General features: G+C 73.6%; 17 protein-coding genes and 1 pseudogene. 6 read left to right on the top strand and 12 right to left on the bottom strand.

All coding sequences use genetic code 11. From position 1 onward, the window contains the following. Positions 1-55: 55 nt before the first annotated feature. The 4 genes and pseudogenes from FB457_RS02170 to FB457_RS02155 form a co-directional block, all read right to left on the bottom strand. Positions 56-974 (bottom strand): annotated as a pseudogene (locus FB457_RS02170) (DUF6891 domain-containing protein). A 110-nt stretch (positions 975-1,084) separates the two neighbouring features. Then, positions 1,085-1,678, bottom strand: a complete 594-nt coding sequence (locus FB457_RS02165; RefSeq protein WP_253911400.1) for a hypothetical protein — start codon at positions 1,676-1,678, stop codon at positions 1,085-1,087. After that, complete coding sequence (locus FB457_RS02160; RefSeq protein ID WP_047017704.1) at positions 1,675-3,222, bottom strand: sensor histidine kinase; 1,548 nt, start codon at positions 3,220-3,222, stop codon at positions 1,675-1,677. Before FB457_RS02160 ends, FB457_RS02165 begins: the two co-directional genes overlap by 4 nt. Beyond that, entirely contained in the window at positions 3,219-3,896 is a 678-nt protein-coding gene (locus tag FB457_RS02155) for a response regulator transcription factor (RefSeq protein WP_027771656.1), read from the bottom strand. The genes FB457_RS02160 and FB457_RS02155 overlap by 4 nt, the downstream gene beginning before the upstream one ends. 211 nt (positions 3,897-4,107) lie before the next feature. Between FB457_RS02155 and FB457_RS02150 the strand changes: the two genes are divergently transcribed. Further along, complete coding sequence (locus FB457_RS02150; protein WP_164492576.1) at positions 4,108-4,989, top strand: SigE family RNA polymerase sigma factor; 882 nt, start codon at positions 4,108-4,110, stop codon at positions 4,987-4,989. A gap of 270 nt (positions 4,990-5,259) precedes the next feature. Here the strand turns inward: FB457_RS02150 and FB457_RS02145 are convergent, their stop codons facing one another. Genes FB457_RS02145 through deoC form a run of 3 tightly spaced genes read right to left on the bottom strand, consistent with a single transcriptional unit; the run spans position 5,260 to position 8,580 of the window. Continuing rightward, on the bottom strand, positions 5,260-6,156 hold the full coding sequence (locus FB457_RS02145; protein WP_145780593.1) for an aldehyde dehydrogenase family protein: 897 nt from the start codon (positions 6,154-6,156) through the stop codon (positions 5,260-5,262). Next, positions 6,153-7,595, bottom strand: a complete 1,443-nt coding sequence (locus FB457_RS02140; protein WP_047017707.1) for an aldehyde dehydrogenase family protein — start codon at positions 7,593-7,595, stop codon at positions 6,153-6,155. The genes FB457_RS02145 and FB457_RS02140 overlap by 4 nt, the downstream gene beginning before the upstream one ends. A 16-nt stretch (positions 7,596-7,611) precedes the next feature. Further along, the gene (gene deoC, locus FB457_RS02135; protein WP_047017708.1) at positions 7,612-8,580 is read right to left on the bottom strand and encodes a deoxyribose-phosphate aldolase; all 969 of its coding nucleotides are present in this window, start codon (positions 8,578-8,580) and stop codon (positions 7,612-7,614) included. Positions 8,581-8,709: 129 nt separating this feature from the next. On the opposite strand from deoC, the gene FB457_RS02130 reads away from it, so the two are divergent. Further along, positions 8,710-9,393 (top strand): PH domain-containing protein, encoded by a 684-nt coding sequence (locus FB457_RS02130; RefSeq protein ID WP_047017709.1) that lies wholly within the window; start codon positions 8,710-8,712, stop codon positions 9,391-9,393. Between the two features lie 52 nt (positions 9,394-9,445). Here FB457_RS02130 and FB457_RS02125 read toward each other — a convergent pair whose 3' ends face one another. Further along, complete coding sequence (locus tag FB457_RS02125) at positions 9,446-10,090, bottom strand: C40 family peptidase (protein ID WP_145780591.1); 645 nt, start codon at positions 10,088-10,090, stop codon at positions 9,446-9,448. 378 nt (positions 10,091-10,468) lie between these two features. Between FB457_RS02125 and FB457_RS02120 the strand changes: the two genes are divergently transcribed. After that, positions 10,469-10,744, top strand: coding sequence for a type II toxin-antitoxin system Phd/YefM family antitoxin (locus tag FB457_RS02120; protein ID WP_047017710.1), 276 nt, complete (start codon positions 10,469-10,471; stop codon positions 10,742-10,744). An 8-nt stretch (positions 10,745-10,752) separates the two neighbouring features. Continuing rightward, the gene (locus tag FB457_RS02115) at positions 10,753-11,016 is read left to right on the top strand and encodes a Txe/YoeB family addiction module toxin (RefSeq protein WP_047017711.1); all 264 of its coding nucleotides are present in this window, start codon (positions 10,753-10,755) and stop codon (positions 11,014-11,016) included. Between the two features lie 38 nt (positions 11,017-11,054). Here the strand turns inward: FB457_RS02115 and FB457_RS02110 are convergent, their stop codons facing one another. Both FB457_RS02110 and FB457_RS02105 read right to left on the bottom strand, forming a co-directional pair. Beyond that, a complete protein-coding gene (locus FB457_RS02110) occupies positions 11,055-12,770 on the bottom strand; it encodes a phospho-sugar mutase (protein WP_047017712.1) in 1,716 nt (571 codons plus the stop codon). A gap of 118 nt (positions 12,771-12,888) precedes the next feature. After that, a complete protein-coding gene (locus tag FB457_RS02105) occupies positions 12,889-13,695 on the bottom strand; it encodes a purine-nucleoside phosphorylase (protein ID WP_047017713.1) in 807 nt (268 codons plus the stop codon). 101 nt (positions 13,696-13,796) lie between these two features. Here FB457_RS02105 and FB457_RS02100 point away from each other — a divergent pair, with 101 nt between their 5' ends. Together FB457_RS02100 and FB457_RS02095 are read left to right on the top strand one after the other, a co-directional pair. Then, on the top strand, positions 13,797-15,248 hold the full coding sequence (locus FB457_RS02100) for an NAD(P)H-quinone dehydrogenase (RefSeq protein ID WP_047017714.1): 1,452 nt from the start codon (positions 13,797-13,799) through the stop codon (positions 15,246-15,248). A 172-nt stretch (positions 15,249-15,420) separates the two neighbouring features. Continuing rightward, positions 15,421-16,401: a DeoR/GlpR family DNA-binding transcription regulator gene (locus FB457_RS02095; protein WP_078898417.1), complete on the top strand. Its 981-nt coding sequence runs from the start codon at positions 15,421-15,423 to the stop codon at positions 16,399-16,401. A gap of 120 nt (positions 16,402-16,521) precedes the next feature. On the opposite strand, the gene FB457_RS02090 is transcribed toward FB457_RS02095, so the two are convergent. Together FB457_RS02090 and FB457_RS02085 are read right to left on the bottom strand one after the other, a co-directional pair. After that, on the bottom strand, positions 16,522-17,751 hold the full coding sequence (locus tag FB457_RS02090; RefSeq protein ID WP_047017716.1) for an MFS transporter: 1,230 nt from the start codon (positions 17,749-17,751) through the stop codon (positions 16,522-16,524). 123 nt (positions 17,752-17,874) lie between these two features. After that, positions 17,875-18,456 (bottom strand): TetR/AcrR family transcriptional regulator, encoded by a 582-nt coding sequence (locus FB457_RS02085; protein ID WP_047017717.1) that lies wholly within the window; start codon positions 18,454-18,456, stop codon positions 17,875-17,877. Positions 18,457-18,572 lie beyond the last annotated feature (116 nt).

Here is an 18,572-nt window from a genome sequence, read left to right as displayed (position 1 = left end):
CCGTACGGTTCCCGCGCTCCGCCGGCCGGATGATGCTCTTCGGCGCGGAGCCTCCTCAGCCGACCAGCCGGCGGCGCCAGTCGAGCCCCGTGACGGTTATCGACCGCCCCGGATCGCCGTCCCACTCCGTCCGCAGACCGGCGTCCCCGAGGGCGGCGACCACACTCGTGCCCGATGGCCGCGGTCGTCCCGGACGAGCCGTCGAAGCCGCCGTAGTAGAGCGTCAGCCCGCCGTCCGCCGCCGCGGACTCCGACGACTGGTGGCTGGAGTAGACGAAGCCGCGCGCGTCCGGCTCGCCCGCCCCGCCTATCTCGGCGTTGCCGCAACTGCGGCAGCAGGCGAAGTGCTCACGGGCGGTGATGCCCGCCTCCCGCAGGGTCGCGAAGGCGCGGGTGAGCCGCTCGGGGTCCGTCTCGCCCCGCCGGCCGGACTGCTCGGCGACCGGCTCCAGCCACAGCCGGTCGGCCAGCGCCCCGGCCTGCGGGCCGGAGACCGGCCTGCGGTCCCCGGTGACGAGGAACTCCTCGGCGCACTCGGCCAGTTCCGCACGGGTCGCGTACCCCGCGGCCAGCACCTCCCGGACCCGCCGCTCCAGCTCCTGACGCTCCTCCTCGCCGAGGTCGAGCGGCGGCACCGCGGGCGCGGGCGTGGTGTCCGCGCGGGACCAGGACAGCCCCTCCGCCCAGCCGGCTTCCTCGCGGGCCCAGCCGGTCAGCGCCGCGATCACGGCACCGGGCCCTTCGGCCGTCGCGGCGAAGTGCCGGTCGGCGCCGCCGTCGCCGTGCTCCACCTCGTAGCCCCCGCCGGCGTCGTGCCAGACCTGGGTGAAGACGCCGGGCAGGTCGGGGATCCGCTGGAGCACCAGGAAGTGGTCGCCGGCGCCGCCGATCCGGCCGACCAGCCCCGCCAGCTCCGCCGCGGACACGCGCACATGCCGCTCCCCGCGCTCCGTCTTCACCACGATCCCGAGCATGCCGACACTGTGGCACACGCCGCCCGCACCGGCCCCGCGCCGCCGCCCGCACCGGCCCCGCGCCGCCGCCCGCACGGGGCCGGGGGCGGCGCCCGCGCACCGCAAAACGCTCAGGCCGCGGGCTCGCCCACGGTGTTCTCCGGCGCCCGCAGCGCGTCGTCGGTGCAGCGGAACGTGTACGGCGGGTCCCCCGCGTCCGGGCCCGCCAGCACCGCCGAACGCTCCTCGCCCGCCGCGTACGTGCACACGAGCTGCGCCAGCATCGGCGACCCCAGCCCCTGCGGATCCCGGCTCAGCCGCACCGTGCCCGCCGGATCACCGGACTGCCCGTCCACCACCCGCAGCCCGGAGACCGCGGTCGAGTAGCCGGCATCCTCCTCGTCCTCGTCCGGCTCCCGCTCCAGCTCCGCGAGCAGCCGCGCCGCCAGCTCCGTACCCGCCAGGCCGTCGGGGATGCTCCTGGGCACCGGCGCCAGCCGCGTACCGCACACGAGATACACCGCCCGCACCGTCTCGCCGTCCGCCGACCTCGCCGCCGGCGAAGGACCGCCCGGCGCGCACTCCGCCCGCGACGGCGCGCTGCCGGCGTCCACCGGCACGGACGTGGGCCGGATCCCGCACCCGGTGGCCAGCACCGCGACGGCGACCGCGGCGACCGCCGCCAGGGCCGCGGGGACCCGCCGGTTCGAGGCTGCCGCCCTCACTCGTCCTCCTGCTCCAGGGCCTCCGCCGCCGCAGACGAGTCCCGCGGCAGCCGCAGCGTGAACACCGCGCCGCCCGCCGGGTCGTTGGCCGCGGTGATCGTACCGCCGTGGATCCGGGCGCTCTCCACCGCGATGGACAGCCCGAGGCCGCTGCCGTCGGAGCGCGGGCGCGCGGTGTCCGCCTTGTAGAACCGGTCGAAGACGTGCGGCAGCACCTCGGCGGGGATGCCGGGCCCGTTGTCCTTGACCTCGATGACCAGATCGCCGGCGCCGGGCGCGTCCGCCGTGGTGCGCACCGACACCCGCACGGGGGAGCCGCCGTGCTTGAGCGCGTTGCCGATGAGGTTGGCGAGGATCACGTCCAGGCGCCGCGGGTCGAGGCGCGCGACGATGCCGCGGTCAGCGTCCAGCTCCACCGCGTCCAGCCAGGCGCGGGCGTCGATGCAGGCGGTGACCTGGTCGGCGACGTCCACGTCGTCGAGTACGAGCCGGGCCGTGCCGGCGTCGAAGCGCGTCACCTCCATCAGGTTCTCCACCAGGTCGTTGAGGCGCCGGGTCTCCTGCACCACGAGCTGCACCGCGGGCGCGATCATCGGGTCCAGGTTCTCCTGCTCCTCCTCCAGCACCTCGGAGACCGCGGTCATCGCGGTCAGCGGCGTGCGCAGCTCGTGCGACATGTCCGCCACGAACCGCCGGCTGGACTTCTCCCGCTCGCTCAGCTCCTCCACCCGCTGCTGGAGCCGCTCCGCGGTCTGGTTGAACGTCCGCGAGAGGTCGGCCAGTTCGTCGGTGCCGGTCACCCGCAGCCGGGTGTCGAGCTTGCCCTCGCCCAGCCGCCGGGCCGCGTCGCCGAGCCGCTGCACCGGCCGCAGCACGGTGGACGCCGCGCCCTGCGCGAGCAGTGCGGAACCGATGAGGGACAGTCCGGTGGCGATGCCCAGCGACCAGGCCAGCGAGTTGAGGTCCCGGCGCTCGGAGTCCAGGGACTTGAACATGTAGCCGGTCCAGTCGGTGCCGATCACCCGGGCGCCGCCGACGAGATACGGCGTGCCGTCCATCGTCACCCGCTGCCAGTACAGGTGGTACGGCCACTTGCCGTCGTCGCGCCGCTGGTCGACCGCCGTCTTCAGCGTCTCCGGCACGTCGTGCAGGGTGAACGACGGGTCGGAGCGCTCCACGCAGCCGGGCTCGCCGCCGCTGCCCCCGCCGCCGGAGATGAGTATGACGTCGAAGTTCTGGGTGGTGCTCGACAGCCGCCGCGCGGCCTTGGCGAGGTCCGTACAGCCGGACCGCAGGTCCAGCTCGCCGCTCTCGTCCTGCAGCGACTCCCGGAAGTCCTTGAGCGAGGCGTCCTGGGTGCGGGTGAGCACCGAGTCCCGGTTGAGCCAGTACGCGATGCCGGCGACCGACACCGCCGAGACCAGGGCCACCAGCGCGAACACGATGACCAGACGCAGTCGCAGGCTGATCCAGCGCAGCAGCCCCGCCGCCCAGCCGCGTACGAGCCCCTGCCGCCCCTGCGCGTCGGCGGGGCCCGGACTCACGAGGGCGGATCCAGCCGGTAGCCCACGCCGCGTACGGTTTTGATCAGTGTCGGCGCGGACGGCACGTCCTCGACCTTCGCGCGCAGCCGCTGTACGCAGGCATCGACCAGCCGGGAGTCGCCGAGGTAGTCGTGCTCCCAGACCAACTGCAGCAACTGCTGGCGCGACAGCGCCTGCCCGGGCCTGCGGCTCAGCTCCAGGAGCAACCGCAGCTCCGTCGGCGTCAGTTGCAGATGCTCGCCGTCCTTGGTGACGGTCATCGCGGAGCGGTCGATGACGACGTTGCCGAAGGTGGCCGAGTCGGTGGTCTCCCGCTCGCCGCGGCGCAGCACCGCGCGGATCCGGGCGTCCAGCACCCGGCCCTGCACGGGCTTGACGACGTAGTCGTCGGCGCCCGACTCCAGCCCGACCACCACGTCGATGTCGTCGCTGCGCGCGGTCAGCAGGATGATCGGCAACTGGTCGGTGCGGCGGATGCGCCGGCACACCTCGAAGCCGTCGATGCCCGGCAGCATCACATCCAGCACGATCAGGTCGGGCCGCTGCTCGCGCAGCAGCTTGAGCCCGTCCTCACCGGTCGCCGCGGTGGTCACGCGGTGGCCCTGGCGGGAGAGGGACATCTCCAGCGCGGTGCGGATGGCGTCGTCGTCCTCGATCAGCAACAGAGAAGGCACGCGGGTCATTCTGGCAGGGCGCGCCGGAAGGGGCGAGTTCGCCGTCATCACGGCCTCCGGAAGGGCCCGTGTAAGGGGCACCGGCCCCTGTTGCACGCCTGTGACAGTCGGCGGACAGCGCGATGAAGTCGGGACGACAGGATTCTGGACGTCGGGCAAGCCCGGCAGGACAGGACCGACCGAAGCAGACTCCACCGGCGGGGGGCGTGAGATGAACGCACTGCACGACAGCACCACCAGCGCAGCGGTTCACACACGCCTGCACGCCAAGGGGGGGAGTGCTGAGGGGATGGCTCCCGCCCGCGCCTCGCGCGGTGCGGGGGAGTCCGGTGCCGCAACCGCGCGGGGGTGCGGTCGCGGCGCCGGGCGTCGTCCTCCTTACATGGTCGCGATCGCGGGCAACACGGGCCCCGGGGGGACCGGCGTCATGCCGGCGGGGACCGGACCGGCCGCGGACCCGGGGGGGAACGCCGGGGGGGACACCAGGGGGGACGACGGGGGGAAGAAGGCGTACGGAGAGGTGCCGGGGGAAACGGCCGGCACGCAGGCCGGGGCCGCCGCGGAGGCTGACAGTACCGCGGCGTTCACCGCCTACGTGGCCGAGCGGCGCGCCTCTCTGTACGCCACCGCCTACCACCTGACCGGTGACCGGTTCGAGGCGGAGGACCTGCTGCAGAGCGCGCTGTTCTCCACCTACCGGGCCTGGGACCGGATCAGCGACAAGGCCGCGGTGGGGGGCTACCTCCGCCGCACCATGACGAACCTGCACATCAGCGCCTGGCGCCGGCGCAAGCTCGCGGAGTACCCGACCGAGGAACTCCCCGAGGCGCCGGGGGAGTCGGACGCCATGCGCGGCACGGAGCTGCGCACGGTGCTCTGGCAGGCGCTGGCGCGGCTGCCCGAGATGCAGCGCACGATGCTCGTGCTGCGCTACTACGAGGGCAGGACCGACCCGGAGATCGCCGACGTACTGGGGATCAGCGTGGGGACCGTCAAGAGCAGCATCTGGCGCTCGCTGCGCCGGCTCCGCGACGACGAGGCGCTGAGCTTCGGGCGGGACCGGGAGGAGTCGTTCGAGGAGCTCGTGGCCTGAGGGGGCCGATGACCGGGGATGGGGGGACCCCGGGCCACGGGAGGGGAAAAACGGGGGAAATCGGGGGATGACGGGGGGAACGGGGGAGGAACCGCGAGACCGTACGGGGCCGGGGGGTGCCCGTCAGGACTCGGGGGGAACGGGGGACCGGGGGAACGAGCCGGGGCCGGGCGCGCGGGGGGTGCGTCCGGCCCCGGCTCGTGCGCGGTGCGCGGTGCGCGGGGTGCCGCGCGTCGGGCGGGACAGCCGCGGCGCCCGGCCCGGAGGGCGTCAGTACGCCGCGCCGCTCACGCCCAGGCTGCCCGTCGGGTGCCAGACCGTCTTCGTCTCCAGGAACGCCGTCAGCCGGCCCGTCCCCGGGTCCGCCGTCCAGTCGTACGGCGGCCGCGGGCGCAGCAGCCGCTTCAGGTTGTCCGCCGCCGCGACCTCCAGCTCCCGCGCCAGCTCCGCGTCCGCGCCCGTCAGGTCGATGGCGTTGACGTCCTGGTGCGCGGCCAGCGTCGGCGCGATCTCCGCGGTACGCCCTGAGAGCACGTTGACGACACCCCCCGGCACGTCCGACGTGGCCAGCACCTCCGCCAGCGACAGCGCCGGCAGCGGCCGCTCCTCCGCGGCGACGACCACCGCCGCGTTGCCCGTGGCGATCACCGGGGCGAGCACCGACACCAGCCCCAGCAGCGCCGACTCCTGCGGCGCCACGACGGCGACGACGCCCGTCGGCTCCGGCGCGGAGAGGTTGAAGTACGGCCCGGCGACCGGGTTTCCGCCGCCGGCGACCTGGGCGATCTTGTCGGTCCAGCCCGCGTACCAGACCCAGCGGTCGATCGCCGCGTCCACCTGCGCCGCCGACTTGGGCTTCGACAGACCCTCCGCGTCGGCGACCTCCGCGACGTACTGCTCGCGCCGCCCCTGGAGCATCTCCGCCACCCGGTAGAGCACCTGGCCGCGGTTGTACGCCGTGGCGCCCGACCAGCCGGCGACGGCCTTGCGGGCGGCGACCACCGCGTCGCGGGCGTCCTTGCGGGAGGCACGGGGCGCGTTGGCGAGCCAGCGGCCCTTCGCGTCGGTCACCTCGTACACCCGCCCGCTCTCCGAGCGGGGGAACTTCCCGCCCACGTACAGCTTGTAGGTCTTGAGGACCGACAGCCTCGCATCCGCCTGTGTCATCGCAGGTACGCCTCCAGCCCGTGGCGGCCGCCCTCGCGGCCGAAGCCCGACTCCTTGTAGCCGCCGAACGGCGAGGTCGGATCGAACTTGTTGAACGTGTTCGCCCACACGACGCCCGCCCGCAGCCGGTCGGCCACCGCCAGGATCCGCGAGCCCTTCTCCGTCCACACCCCTGCGGACAGCCCGTAGGGCGTGTTGTTGGCCTTCGCGACCGCCTCCGCGGGGGTACGGAACGTCAGCACCGACAGCACCGGGCCGAAGATCTCCTCGCGCGCGATGCGGTGCGCCTGCGTCACGCCGGTGAAGAGCGTCGGCGCGAACCAGTAGCCGCTGCCGGGCAGTTCGCACGGTGCCGTCCAGCGCTGCGCGCCCTCCGCGTCGCCGGCGTCCGCCAGCTCCGTGATCCGGGCGAGCTGCTCGGGGGAGTTGATGGCGCCGATGTCGGTGTTCTTGTCCAGCGGGTCGCCCAGCCGCAGCGTGGAGAGCCGCCGCTTCAGCGACTCCAGCAGCTCGTCGGCCACCGACTCCTGCACCAGCAGCCGGGAGCCGGCGCAGCAGACCTGGCCCTGGTTGAAGAAGATGCCGCCGACGATGCCCTCGACGGCCTGGTCGACGGGCGCGTCGTCGAAGACGATGTTCGCGCCTTTGCCGCCCAGCTCCAGCGTGAGCCGCTTGTCCGTGCCGGCGACCGACCTGGCGATCTCCTTGCCGACGGCCGTGGAGCCGGTGAACGCGACCTTGTCGACGTCCGAGTGCGCGACGAGCGCGGCGCCCGCGTCCCCGTAGCCCGGCAGGATGTTCACCACCCCGCGGGGCAGTCCCGCCTGGCGGCAGATGTCGGCGAAGAAGAGCGCGGACAGCGGCGTGGTCTCGGCGGGCTTGAGCACCACGGTGTTGCCGCAGGCGAGCGCCGGGGCGATCTTCCACGCGAGCATCAGCAGCGGGAAGTTCCACGGGATGACCTGGCCCGCGACGCCCAGGGGCTTCGGCTCGGGGCCGAAGCCGGCGTGGCCGAGCTTGTCCGCCCAGCCGGCGTAGTAGAAGAAGTGCGCGGCGACGAGCGGCAGGTCGGCGTCGCGGGTCTCGCGGATCGGCTTGCCGTTGTCCAGCGTCTCCAGCACCGCCAGCTCGCGCGAGCGCTCCTGGATGATGCGGGCGATACGGAACAGGTACTTGCCGCGCTCCGCGCCCGGCAGCGCCGACCAGGAGGTGAACGCCCGCCGGGCGGCGGCGACCGCCCGCTCGACGTCCGCCTCGCCGGCCCGCGCGACCTCGGAGAGCACCTCCTCGGTCGCCGGGGCGACGGACTTGAAGACCTTGCCGTCGGCGGCCTCGGCGAACTCGCCGTCGACGAACAGGCCGTAGCTGGGCGCGATGTCGACGACCGAGCGGGACTCGGGCGCGGGTGCGTAGGCGAAGAGCTTGTGTTCAGCGGTCATGCGGCTCGGACCCCCTCTAGTCCACGGTCACGTAGTCGGGGCCGGAGTAGCGGCCGGTGCGCAGCTTCTGCCGCTGCATGAGCAGGTCGTTGAGGAGGCTGGAGGCGCCGAAGCGGAACCAGCGGTTGTCCAGCCAGTCGTCCCCGGCGGTCTCGTTCACCAGCACCAGGAACTTCACCGCGTCCTTGGCCGTGCGGATGCCGCCCGCGGGCTTCACGCCGACCTGCACGCCGGTGGCCGCGCGGTAGTCCCGGACGGCTTCGAGCAGGACCAGGGTGTTGGCGGGGGTGGCGTTCACGCCGACCTTGCCGGTCGAGGTCTTGATGAAGTCGGCGCCCGCCAGCATGCCGAGCCAGCTCGCCCGGCGGATGTTGTCGTACGTGGACAGCTCGCCGGTCTCGAAGATCACCTTCAGCCGGGCGCCGGCGGCGGCCTGCCGCACCGCGCGGATCTGCTCGTAGACCTCCAGATAGCGGCCGGCGAGGAACGCGCCGCGGTCGATGACCATGTCGATCTCGTCGGCGCCCGCGGCCAGCGCCGCCCGGGTGTCGGCGAGCTTCACCTCAAGCGCCGCCCGCCCGGAGGGGAAGGCGGTGGCCACCGAGGCGACCTTGACGCCGGAGCCTTCCAGCGCCTCGGCGGCGACGGCGGCCAGGTCCGGGTAGACGCAGACGGCCGCGACCTCGGGCGTCGTCCGGTCCGTGGGGTCGGGGGTACGGGCCTTGGCGCAAAGGGCGCGCACCTTGCCGGGGGTGTCGGAGCCCTCCAGCGTGGTCAGGTCGATCATCGAGACGGCCAGGTCCAGGGCGTACGCCTTGGCGGTGGTCTTGATGGAGCGGGTGCCCAGGGCGGCGGCGCGGGCCTCCAGGCCGACCGGGTCGACGCCTGGCAGACCGTGCAGGAAGCGGCGGAGCGCGCCGTCGGAGGCCGTCACGTCCGCGAGGGACGCCGGCGGGCCCGCGGCTGCGGTGGGTATGCGGGGCATGGTCACCACCCGAGCATATCTACCCGCGTAGCGTCCCGGGAGTGGGCACCGCGGTCCCGGCGGATCGATGCGGGACCGCAATCCCGGCGCGATCTCCGGATTCCGGAGCCGTCGGGCACAATCGGCGGCATGAGCAAGGACACCCCGGACACCCGGCCGAAATACGCCGACCGCGCCTACCGCTCCGTCTCCGGTATCGCCGCCGGCGTGCTGCTGCTCGTCCTCGGCGGCTGGCTCGGCGCGGACGCGCTGGTCCGCGGCAGCGGGCAGGCGCGGGCGATCGCGGTGGCCGCGCTGGTCGCCGGGGTGCCGATGGTGGTGTCCCTGACGCTGCGCCCCGTGGTGTACGCGGGCGAGGAGCGGCTGCGGGTGCGCAACCCCTTCCGCACGATCGTGGTGCCGTGGGGCCGGGTCGAGGAGATCCGGGCGGGCTACTCCAGCGAGGTCGTCACCGAGGACGCCAAGTACCAGATGTGGGCCATCCCCGTCTCGCTGCGCGCCCGCAAGAAGGCCAACCGCCGCCGGGACCGTGCGGCCGGCGGCGGCGGGCTCTTCAGCCCGTCCAGCCGCCCGGCGCTGTCGGACCCGGCGATGCGCCGCCCCGGCGGCACGGGCGCCGCGGACCTGGACCCCTCGGGCGGCGACCTGACGCCGACGGCGGACAAGTCGATCCGCGAGCTGCGCGAGCTGGCGCACACGTACGCCGACCGCGAGGGCGCGCAGGGGCCCGTCACGGTGCGCTGGGCGTACGAGATCCTGGGCCCCGCCATCGCGGGCGGCCTGGCCCTGATCATCGTTATCGCCGTGGGCTGAACCCCGATTTCCGCCCGTGCCCCGCTCGTCTCGCGCGTGGCGGGGCGCCGGCTCATCCGGGGCGGATCGCGCTGTGGATCGGCATCGTGCAGATCGACTCGGACCGGACGAAGGCGCCGGGGCGCGGGGCGTGGATCATGTGGCCGCCACCGGTGTAGAGGCCGACGTGGCTGATGTCGTCGAAGAAGAAGACCAGGTCGCCCGGGCGCAGTTCGTCCACGGGCACGGAGGTGCCGGCGGTGACCTGGTCCCACGTCACGCGGGGGATCTCCACCCCGGCCGCCCGCCACGCGGCCTGCGTGAGCCCTGTGCAGTCCCAGGTGCCGGGCCCGGTGGCGCCCCATACGTACGGCTCGCCCACCTGCGCCTCGGCGAAGGCGATGGCGGCCTCCGCCCCCTCGGATACGGGCCCGTCCTCGGCGGGCGCGGTGGCCTCCCCGGTGATGGTCCACTCCGCCAGCTCCTGCCGCGTCTCCTCCTGCTGCGCCCGCAACCTGCGCTGCTCGGCGGCCTCCCGCCGGGCGTGCTCACGGGCCCGCCGTTCGGCCTCGGCGCGCTCCGCGCGCTCCAGCTTGTCGGACTCCTCGCGCTCGCGGGCGCTCAGCTCCGCCTTCAATTGCCGGGCCTCGGCGAGCTTGGCCCGCAGGTCCTTCTCCTGCTCGCGCAGCGACGCCTCGCGGTCCTTCAGCTTGTCCACGGCCGCGCCGGCCGCCTTGCTGCGCTTACGGGCCTCCTGCTGCCGCGTGGTGAACCGGTTGAGCGCGTGGCGCTGCCGCGCGGGCCCGGCTCAGCGGGTGCCGCGCCCTGCCGCGTTCCGCCCCGGAGGAGAAGCCCTCACGGACCGGTCGGGCGAGTCGATGTCGAGGGGTAGCGGAGCCGCGCCGCCTGATGTGGTCGAAGGCACCGCACTTCTGCTGCGTAACGGGGCGCTGACGCTGGGCACCGCCGGGGGGTCGGCTCGACCAGAGCCAGCCCTCCGTCTGCGGCATGCCCTTTGACGTGACGGAGGGCATGGTGGTACCGGACTTGGGTACCAATCAGGTACCATCTAAGGACCAGCGCGAAGGAGTTCCTCATGTCGATAAGCGCCAGCGAAGCGCGTAAGACCCTCTTCCCGCTCATCGAGCGGGTCAACGACGACCACACTCCCGTACGCATCACCTCCCGCAGCGGTGACGCGGTGCTGATGTCGGCCGACGACTTCGACGCCTGGCAGGAAACCATCTACCTGCTGCGCTCCCCGGCCAACGCCCGGCGGCTGATGGAAGCCGTCGCCCGTGACAAGGCGGGTTCCGCCGCGGTCAGCGTCAGTATCGATGAGCTGGAGAACATGGCAGGCGGACAGGAGTAAGGCGGCACATGCGAAGCGTGCACTTCGACCCTGACGGGTGGGAGGACTTCCTGTTCTGGCTGGCCTCGGACCGGAAGAAGGCCCGAAGGATCACCCGCCTCATCGCAGAGATCCAGCGCACTCCGTTCGAAGGTATCGGCAAACCTGAACCTCTCAAGGCAGATCTATCAGGCTACTGGTCCCGCCGAATCGACGACGAACACCGCCTCGTCTACCGCGCCGATGACAAGGAAGTGAGGATCCTTAAAGCCCGCTACCACTACAGCGACTGAACTCCTGCAATGGTGCGGCCCCGGTGTCCGGCTGGACGTCAGAGACCCGCTGCCGTGGAAAGGTCCGCTTTCAGGTCAGCCAGGACCTCCGCCGCCGTCGCCCGTGCCGCCGGGAGGCCCGGGAGCCCGGCCGGGACCGGGATCACGGCCTCCAGGTAGCACTTCAGCTTCGGCTCCGTGCCGCTCGGGCGGACGATCACCCTGGCCGCCGCCACCCCCCGGGCCTCGTCGCCGCCCAGGGTGTAGCGGAGGCCGTCCGTCGGCGGCAGCGCCGGGGTGCCCTTCGACAGGTCCTCGGCCCGCGTCACCCGCAGGCCCGCCGCCGAGCGGGGCGGGGCCGTGCGGAGGCGCCGCATCGCCGTCGCGATCACGTCGAGGTCGTCCACGCGGACGGAGAGCTGGTCCGTGGCGTGCAGCCCGTGCTCCACGGCGATGTCGTCCAGCAGGTCCCGGAGCGTACGGCCCGCCGCCTTCAGCTCCGCCGTCAGCTCCGCGACGAGCAGGGCCGCGGTGATGCCGTCCTTGTCGCGGACGCCCGCCGGGTCGACGCAGTAGCCGAGGGCCTCCTCGTAGGCGTAGCGCAGGCCGTCGACCCGGGCCAGCCACTTGAAGCCGGTCAGCGTCTCCTCGTACGGCAGGCCCGCGGCCCGCGCGATCCGGCCCATGAGTGACGAGGAGACGATGGACGCGGCGAAGGTGCCCGCGGCCCCCTTCCGTACGAGGTGCGTGGCCAGCAGGGCGCCGACCTCGTCGCCGCGCAGCATCCGCCAGCCCGCGCCGCCGTCCGCCGCCGCGTCCGGTACCGCCACCGCGCAGCGGTCCGCGTCGGGGTCGTTGGCGATGATCACGTCCACATCGCCGTCCGCCGCCGCGCGGGCCGTGGCGAACGCCAGGTCCATCGCCCCCGGCTCCTCCGGGTTGGGGAACGCGACGGTCGGGAAGTCCGGATCCGGCTCCGCCTGCGCCGCGACCGGCACCGGGGCCGGGAAGCCGGCGCGGGTGAAGGCGGCGGCGAGGACGGTGCCGCCGACGCCGTGCAGCGCGGTGTGCACGGTCCGTACGGCACGGGGGCCGCCCGGGGTGACGACCGCGGCGGCCCGGTCGAGGTACGCCTCCACGACCTCCTCGCCCAGCACCTCCCAGCCGCCCGCCGGACGGGGCACGTCCGCGAGCGGGCCCACCGCGGCGATGGCCTCGGCGATCCCGGCGTCGGCGGGCGGGACGATCTGCGAGCCACCGCCGAGGTAGACCTTGTAGCCGTTGTCCCGCGGCGGGTTGTGGCTGGCGGTGACGGTGACCCCGGCGACCGCGCCGAGGTGCCGGATCGCGAAGGCCAGCACCGGCGTCGGCAGCGGGCGGGGCAGGACCGCGGCCCGGAAGCCGGCGCCGGTCATGACGGCCGCCGTGTCCTCGGCGAAGGCGTGGCTCTTGTGCCGGGCGTCGTAGCCGACGATCACCAGGCCGCCGCCCGCGCCCTGCTCGTCGAGGTACGCGGCCAGCCCCGCGGCGGCGCGGATGACGACCGCCCGGTTCATCCGCATCGGCCCCGCGCCCAGCTCACCGCGGAGCCCGGCGGTGCCGAACTGCAGCGTGCCGGCGAAGCGGTCCGCGAGGGCGGCGGTGTCGCCGTCCCGCAGCAGGGCCGCCAGCTCGGCCCGGGTGTCGGGGTCGGGGTCCTCGGCGAGCCAGGCCCCGGCACGGGCGGTGAGCGCGGCGGCGTCGCCGGCGGCGTCCGCGGTCGGATTCGTCGTCACCGGTTGCCGTCCTCCGTCATTGTCGTCCTCTCCGTCCGTCCCCGGCCCGCCTGTCCCCGGCCCGTCGCGGCGTACGCCCCGGCGCGTACCGCCTGAAGCCGCACGCCCGGCGCAAGCTTCACACCCGGCGCAGCACCTCGGCCAGCAGCCCGCCCATCCGCGCCGCCGAGTCGCGCCCCGCCTGAAGGACCTCCTCGTGGCTCAGCGGCTCGCCGGTCATGCCCGCCGCCAGGTTCGTCACCAGCGAGATCCCCAGCACCTCGGCGCCCGCCTCGCGGGCGGCGATGGCCTCCAGGACCGTCGACATGCCCACCAGGTCGGCGCCGAGACGGCGGAGCATCTCGATCTCGGCCGGCGTCTCGTAGTGCGGTCCCGGCAACTGGGCGTAGACGCCCTCCTCCAGGCTGGGGTCCACCTGCTTGCAGAGCGCCCGCAGCCGCGGCGAGTACAGATCCGTCAGGTCGACGAAGTGCGCGCCCTCGATCGGCGAGGCCGCGGTGAGGTTGATGTGGTCGCAGATCAGCACCGGCTGCCCGGGCCGCATGCCCTCGCGCAGCCCGCCGCAGCCGTTGGTGAGCACCACCGTCTTGCAGCCCGCCGCCGCGGCCGTACGCACGCCGTGCGCCACGGCGGCGACGCCGTGGCCCTCGTAGAAGTGCGTGCGGCCGAGGAAGACCAGCGCCCGTTTGTCGCCCAGCCGGTACGAGCGGATCCGCCCGGAGTGGCCCTCCACCGCGGGCGGCGGGAAGCCGGGCAGCTCGGTGACGCGCAGCTCGTGCTCGGGCGCGCCCAGCGCTTCCGCCGCCGGTACCCAGCCGGAGCCCATCACGAGGGCGACGTCGTGGGTTTCGGCCCCGGTGAGTTCGCGGAGGCGGTCGGCGGCGGCCGCCGCGTCGGGGGCGGCGTGCGGAGAGGATGCGTTCACGCCGACGAGCCTAGCCCGTCACCCCCTACGCGCGTAGAAGCGGCCCCCCACTGGGCGCCCCCCCGGCCCCGCGCGGGAGCCGCCGGCCGCGGCGGGGGACAATGGGGTACGTGACTCGGATCGTGATCATCGGTGGCGGCCCCGGCGGGTACGAGGCGGCGCTCGTCGCCGCGCAGCTCGGCGCGGAGGTGACGGTCGTCGACAGCGACGGCCTGGGCGGTGCGTCGGTGCTCACCGACTGCGTGCCGTCGAAGACGCTGATCGCCACCGCGGAGGTGATGACGACCTTCGACTCCTCGTACGAGGAGCTGGGCATCATCGTCGCGGACGACACGCCTCCGGAGGAGCAGGCCGCGCGCGTCGTCGGCGTGGACCTGGGCAAGGTCAACGCCCGGGTGAAGCGCCTCGCGCTGGCCCAGTCCGAGGACATCACCACGAGCGTGACCCGCGCCGGCGGCCGGGTCGTACGGGGCCGGGCGAGCGTCTCGCCGCAGCAGGCCCCGGACGGCTCGCGCACGGTCCGGGTGACCGGGGCGGCCGTGGGGGAGCCCGCGGAGCTGGTCGCGGACGCGGTGCTCGTCGCCACCGGCGGCAGCCCGCGCGAGCTGCCCGACGCGCAGCCCGACGGCGAGCGGATCCTCAACTGGAAGCAGGTCTACGACCTCGACGAGCTGCCCGCGGAGCTGATCGTCGTCGGCTCCGGCGTCACCGGCGCGGAGTTCGCGGGCGCGTACCAGGCGCTCGGCTCGCGGGTCACGCTGGTCTCCAGCCGGGACCGGGTGCTGCCGGGCGAGGACCCGGACGCGGCGGCGGTGCTGGAGGACGTCTTCCGGCGCCGCGGGATGAACGTGATGAGCCGCTCCCGCGCGCAGGGCGCCAAGCGCGTCGGCGACCGGGTCGAGGTGACGCTCAACGACGGCCGTGTGATCACCGGTTCGCACTGCCTGATGGCGGTCGGCGCGGTGCCCAACACCCGCGGCATCGGCCTGGAGGAGGCCGGGGTGCGGCTGACGGACTCCGGGCACGTCTGGACCGACAAGGTGTCGCGCACGAGCGCGCCGGGCATCTACGCGGCGGGCGACTGCACGGGCGTCTTCGCGCTCGCCTCGGTGGCGGCGATGCAGGGCCGGATCGCGATGTACCACTTCCTCGGCGAGACCGTCGCGCCGCTGCGGCTGAAGACGGTCTCCGCGAATGTGTTCACGGACCCCGAGATTGCCACGGTGGGTTACCAGCAGTCGGATGTGGACGAGGGGCGCATTGATGCGCGGGTGATGAAACTGCCGCTGCTGCGCAACCCGCGGGCCAAGATGCAGGGGGTGCGCGACGGATTCGTGAAGCTGATCTGCCGCCCCGGGACCGGGATCGTGGTAGGGGGCGTGGTAGTCGCGCCGCGGGCGAGCGAGCTGATCCACCCCATCTCGATCGCCGTCGACAACAATCTGACCGTCGAGCAGATCGCGAAGGCGTTTACCGTCTATCCCTCGCTGTCGGGGTCGATCGCCGAGGTCGCGCGGCAGCTCCAGGCCAGCAAGCCGGGCGGCGACGACTAGGGCCGTACCAGGTCCTGCCCGGTCCGTTCCCGATCCTCACCGGTCCGGCTCACGGGCGGGCCCGTGGGGGTACCGGGCGCCCATACCACCTTCGGATGTCGCCAAGGGGCATTTTCTTCTCATCGACGCAAGCGGCTGAAAGAACACGGTCTTTGGCGTTACTGTCGGTTTCGTGTTCGCTGCAGAACGTCGTCAGTTGATCCTGGAAATGGTACGGGCCAATGGGGCCGTATCCCTCCGAGAGCTTGCCCGAGTCGTACAGACCTCCGAGGTGACCGTACGCCGAGACGTACGCGCCCTGGAAGCAGAAGGGTTGCTGGACCGAAGGCACGGAGGTGCGGTCCTTCCGGGTGGTTTCACCCGTGAGTCCGGCTTCCCGCAGAAATCACATCTTGCGACCGCGGAGAAGACCGCGATCGCCGATCTTGCCGCCGGATTCGTCGAGGAGGGCGAGGCCGTCGTCGTCGGTGCCGGTACGACCACGCAGGAGCTGGCCCGCCGGCTCGCGCGCATCCCCGGCCTGACGGTCGTCACCAACTCCCTGCTCGTCGCCCAGGCGCTGGCGCACGCGAACCGGGTCGAAGTCGTCATGACCGGCGGCACGCTGCGCGGCAGCAACTACGCGCTGGTGGGCAGCGGTGCCGAGCAGTCCCTCCAGGGGCTGCGCGTCTCGCGCGCGTTCCTCTCCGGCAGCGGGCTGACCGCCGAGCGGGGGCTGTCGACGTCCAACATGCTGTCGGCGAGCGTCGACCGGGCGCTGGTGCAGGCGGCGGCGGAGGTCGTGGTGCTCGCGGACCACTCCAAGCTGGGCACCGACACGATGTTCCAGACGGTGCCCACCGACGTGATCACGAGGCTGGTCACGGACGAGCCGCCGCCGAGCGACGAACGGGCGGCGACGGAGCTGCAGGCCCTGGCGGACCAGGGGGTGCAGATCGCGGTGGCGGGCCCGGAGCAGTCCGCGGGCGGTGACGGCGGCCCCCCGGCACCCCCCCGGCACCCCCGGCACGGGGGTGAGCGGCGCCGCACCGAGGACAGCGTGCCCCTCCCGGGCCAGCGCCGCACCCCCCAACCCGCCCCCACCACCATGCGCCCGGCCACCCCGCTCCCCGACCAGAACAGAGTCGCCGACCTGGCCCCCCGCCGCCGGTAGTTCCGCGAGCCCTCTGGGCCCGGGAGAGCCCCGGGGCGCCGGCCACGGAAGCGGTGCCTGCCATGAGGCCGCGCTGCCGGCCACGCGCGGGTAAATGACTTCGGGGCCGCGACGTGTTGTTCAGGTGCCGTCCGGCCATGTCAGGCGCCGGGTGCGGTGTATCCACACAGCGACGGCCGCGAGGACGGCCGCGCCGCCGCCGAACGTCATGACGGCGGACGGTGAGGTCTGGTCCACGGCGACGCCGCCGGCCAGGGCACCGAGGGCGATCGTGGCCTGGAAGGAGGCGGTGAACAGCACCGCCGCCGCCTCGGGCGCGTGGGGCGCCGCCTTGGCGAACCACGTCTGGGACGAGACGGGGACCGCCCCGTAGGCCACGCCCCAGAGGACCAGCAGCGCCACGGCACCGAACGGCCGGCCCCCCAGGACGGGGAGCAGGAGCGTGGCGGCGGCGATCACGACCGCGACGAGACCGAAGGTCCCGCGGGGACGGCGGGTGACCAGGGCGCCGCCGAGGAAGTTGCCGATGATGCCGGCGGCACCGTAGACCAGCAGGAGACCGGTGATCAGCCGGGGGCCGGCTTCGGTGACCTGCTCCAGGAACGGCGTCACGTAGGTGTACGCGCCGAAGTGCGCCAGCACGATCAGGACCGTGACCACGAGTGCGAAGCGGGTGTTGACGCCTCGCAGCATGCCGCGCAGGACGTGGAGCCGGGTGGTCCGCGTGGGCGGCAGGAGCGGCACGGAGACCAGCAGCATGACCAGTACGCCGACGGTCAGGGCGCCCAGGGCCACGAACGCGGTGCGCCAGTCGGCCAGGTCTCCGAGGAGGGTGCCGGCCGGTACGCCGAGAACCGAACCGAGCGGTACCGCGGAGAAGATCACCGCCTTGGCGCGGCCCACCGACGGGGCGGGCACCAGGCGCTCGGCCAGCGAGGCGCCGATCGACCAGAAGCCGCCGATGACGACGCCGACGACGACCCGTGACGCCAGGACGACCCAGTAGTCGGGCGCCGCGGCGGCCAGGAAGTTCGCGCCGGCCAGCAGGGCCATGAACGCACATAGCATCAGGCGGCGGTCGACGTGGGCGGACGCCGCCGTCACCACCGGGGCGGAGGCCGCCGCGAGGAGGCCCGGCATGGTCATCATGAGCCCGGCACTCCCGTCGGAGACGGTGAAGCTCGTCCCGATCTCGGTGAGGAGACCGATCGGCAGGATCTCCGTGGTGACGATCGCGAAGATGCCGAGCGTCACCGAGACGACGGCCGGCCAGCCGTTCGCCGCGGAGCCGGGGCGTGGGCGGCCGGGCTCGCCGGACGGGTGTGCGGGGGAGGTGGTCGGTGCAGCCATGGAGTCCGCCCTGTGAGGTTCCGCTGTTGCAGGACCAGTGCAACAAGGGCCTCACGGTGCGGTCTGGCCGATTCCCGACGTCATGGTGGCCGGGCAGGGTGCTGTCGCGAATCCGCCGGCCCGTCAGGACGGAGGCCGGGTGCGCAGGCCGTCCAGGACCAGGCCCAGGAGGCGGTCCGCGATCTCCGTGTCCTCCGGGTTCTTCGCCGACGCCTTCTCCGCCGCGTACGCGATCGCGCTCGTCAGCCGCAGCAGGTCGTCCCGTGCGACGTCCGCCCGCAGTTCGCCGGACCGGCGCGCGCGCGAAGCCAGCAGTTCGACCGTCTCCCGCAACTGCTCCTTGCAGTTGACCATCAGACCTTCATCCATCAGCGTCGCCGCGACCCCGCGGATCGTCGACGACACGTCCACGTACCGCCGCATCCACGCCGCCAGCGCCCCCATCGGCGTCCCGGCCTCCGCCGTCAGTGCCCGCGCCGCCGCGTCCAGCTCGTCCACCTGCGTCTGGAACACCTCGCCCATGAGCGCGAAGCGGTCGGGGAAGTGCCGGTACAGCGTGCCGATGCCGACGCCCGCGCGGCGCGCGATCTCCTCCAGCGAGGCGTCCGCGCCGTGCTCGGCGAAGGCCACCGCGGCCTCGCCGAGCAGCCGCTCGTAGTTGCGGCGCGCGTCCGCGCGCATCGGCCGGCCCTGCACCGTTCCCATGGGCACCACCCTTCGTCGTCCCCGCTGCCGCCCAGAATGCCATTGCGAAAACGGAGGTAGCCTCCGTATAGTCAAGCGGAGCTACCCTCCACTTCATTCTCCGCCGGAGGCACATC

This window comes from Streptomyces sp. CNZ287, from assembly GCF_007827615.1.
Note: the sequence above shows the minus strand (reverse complement) of the source record. Positions and strands in the feature narration are given on the sequence as shown.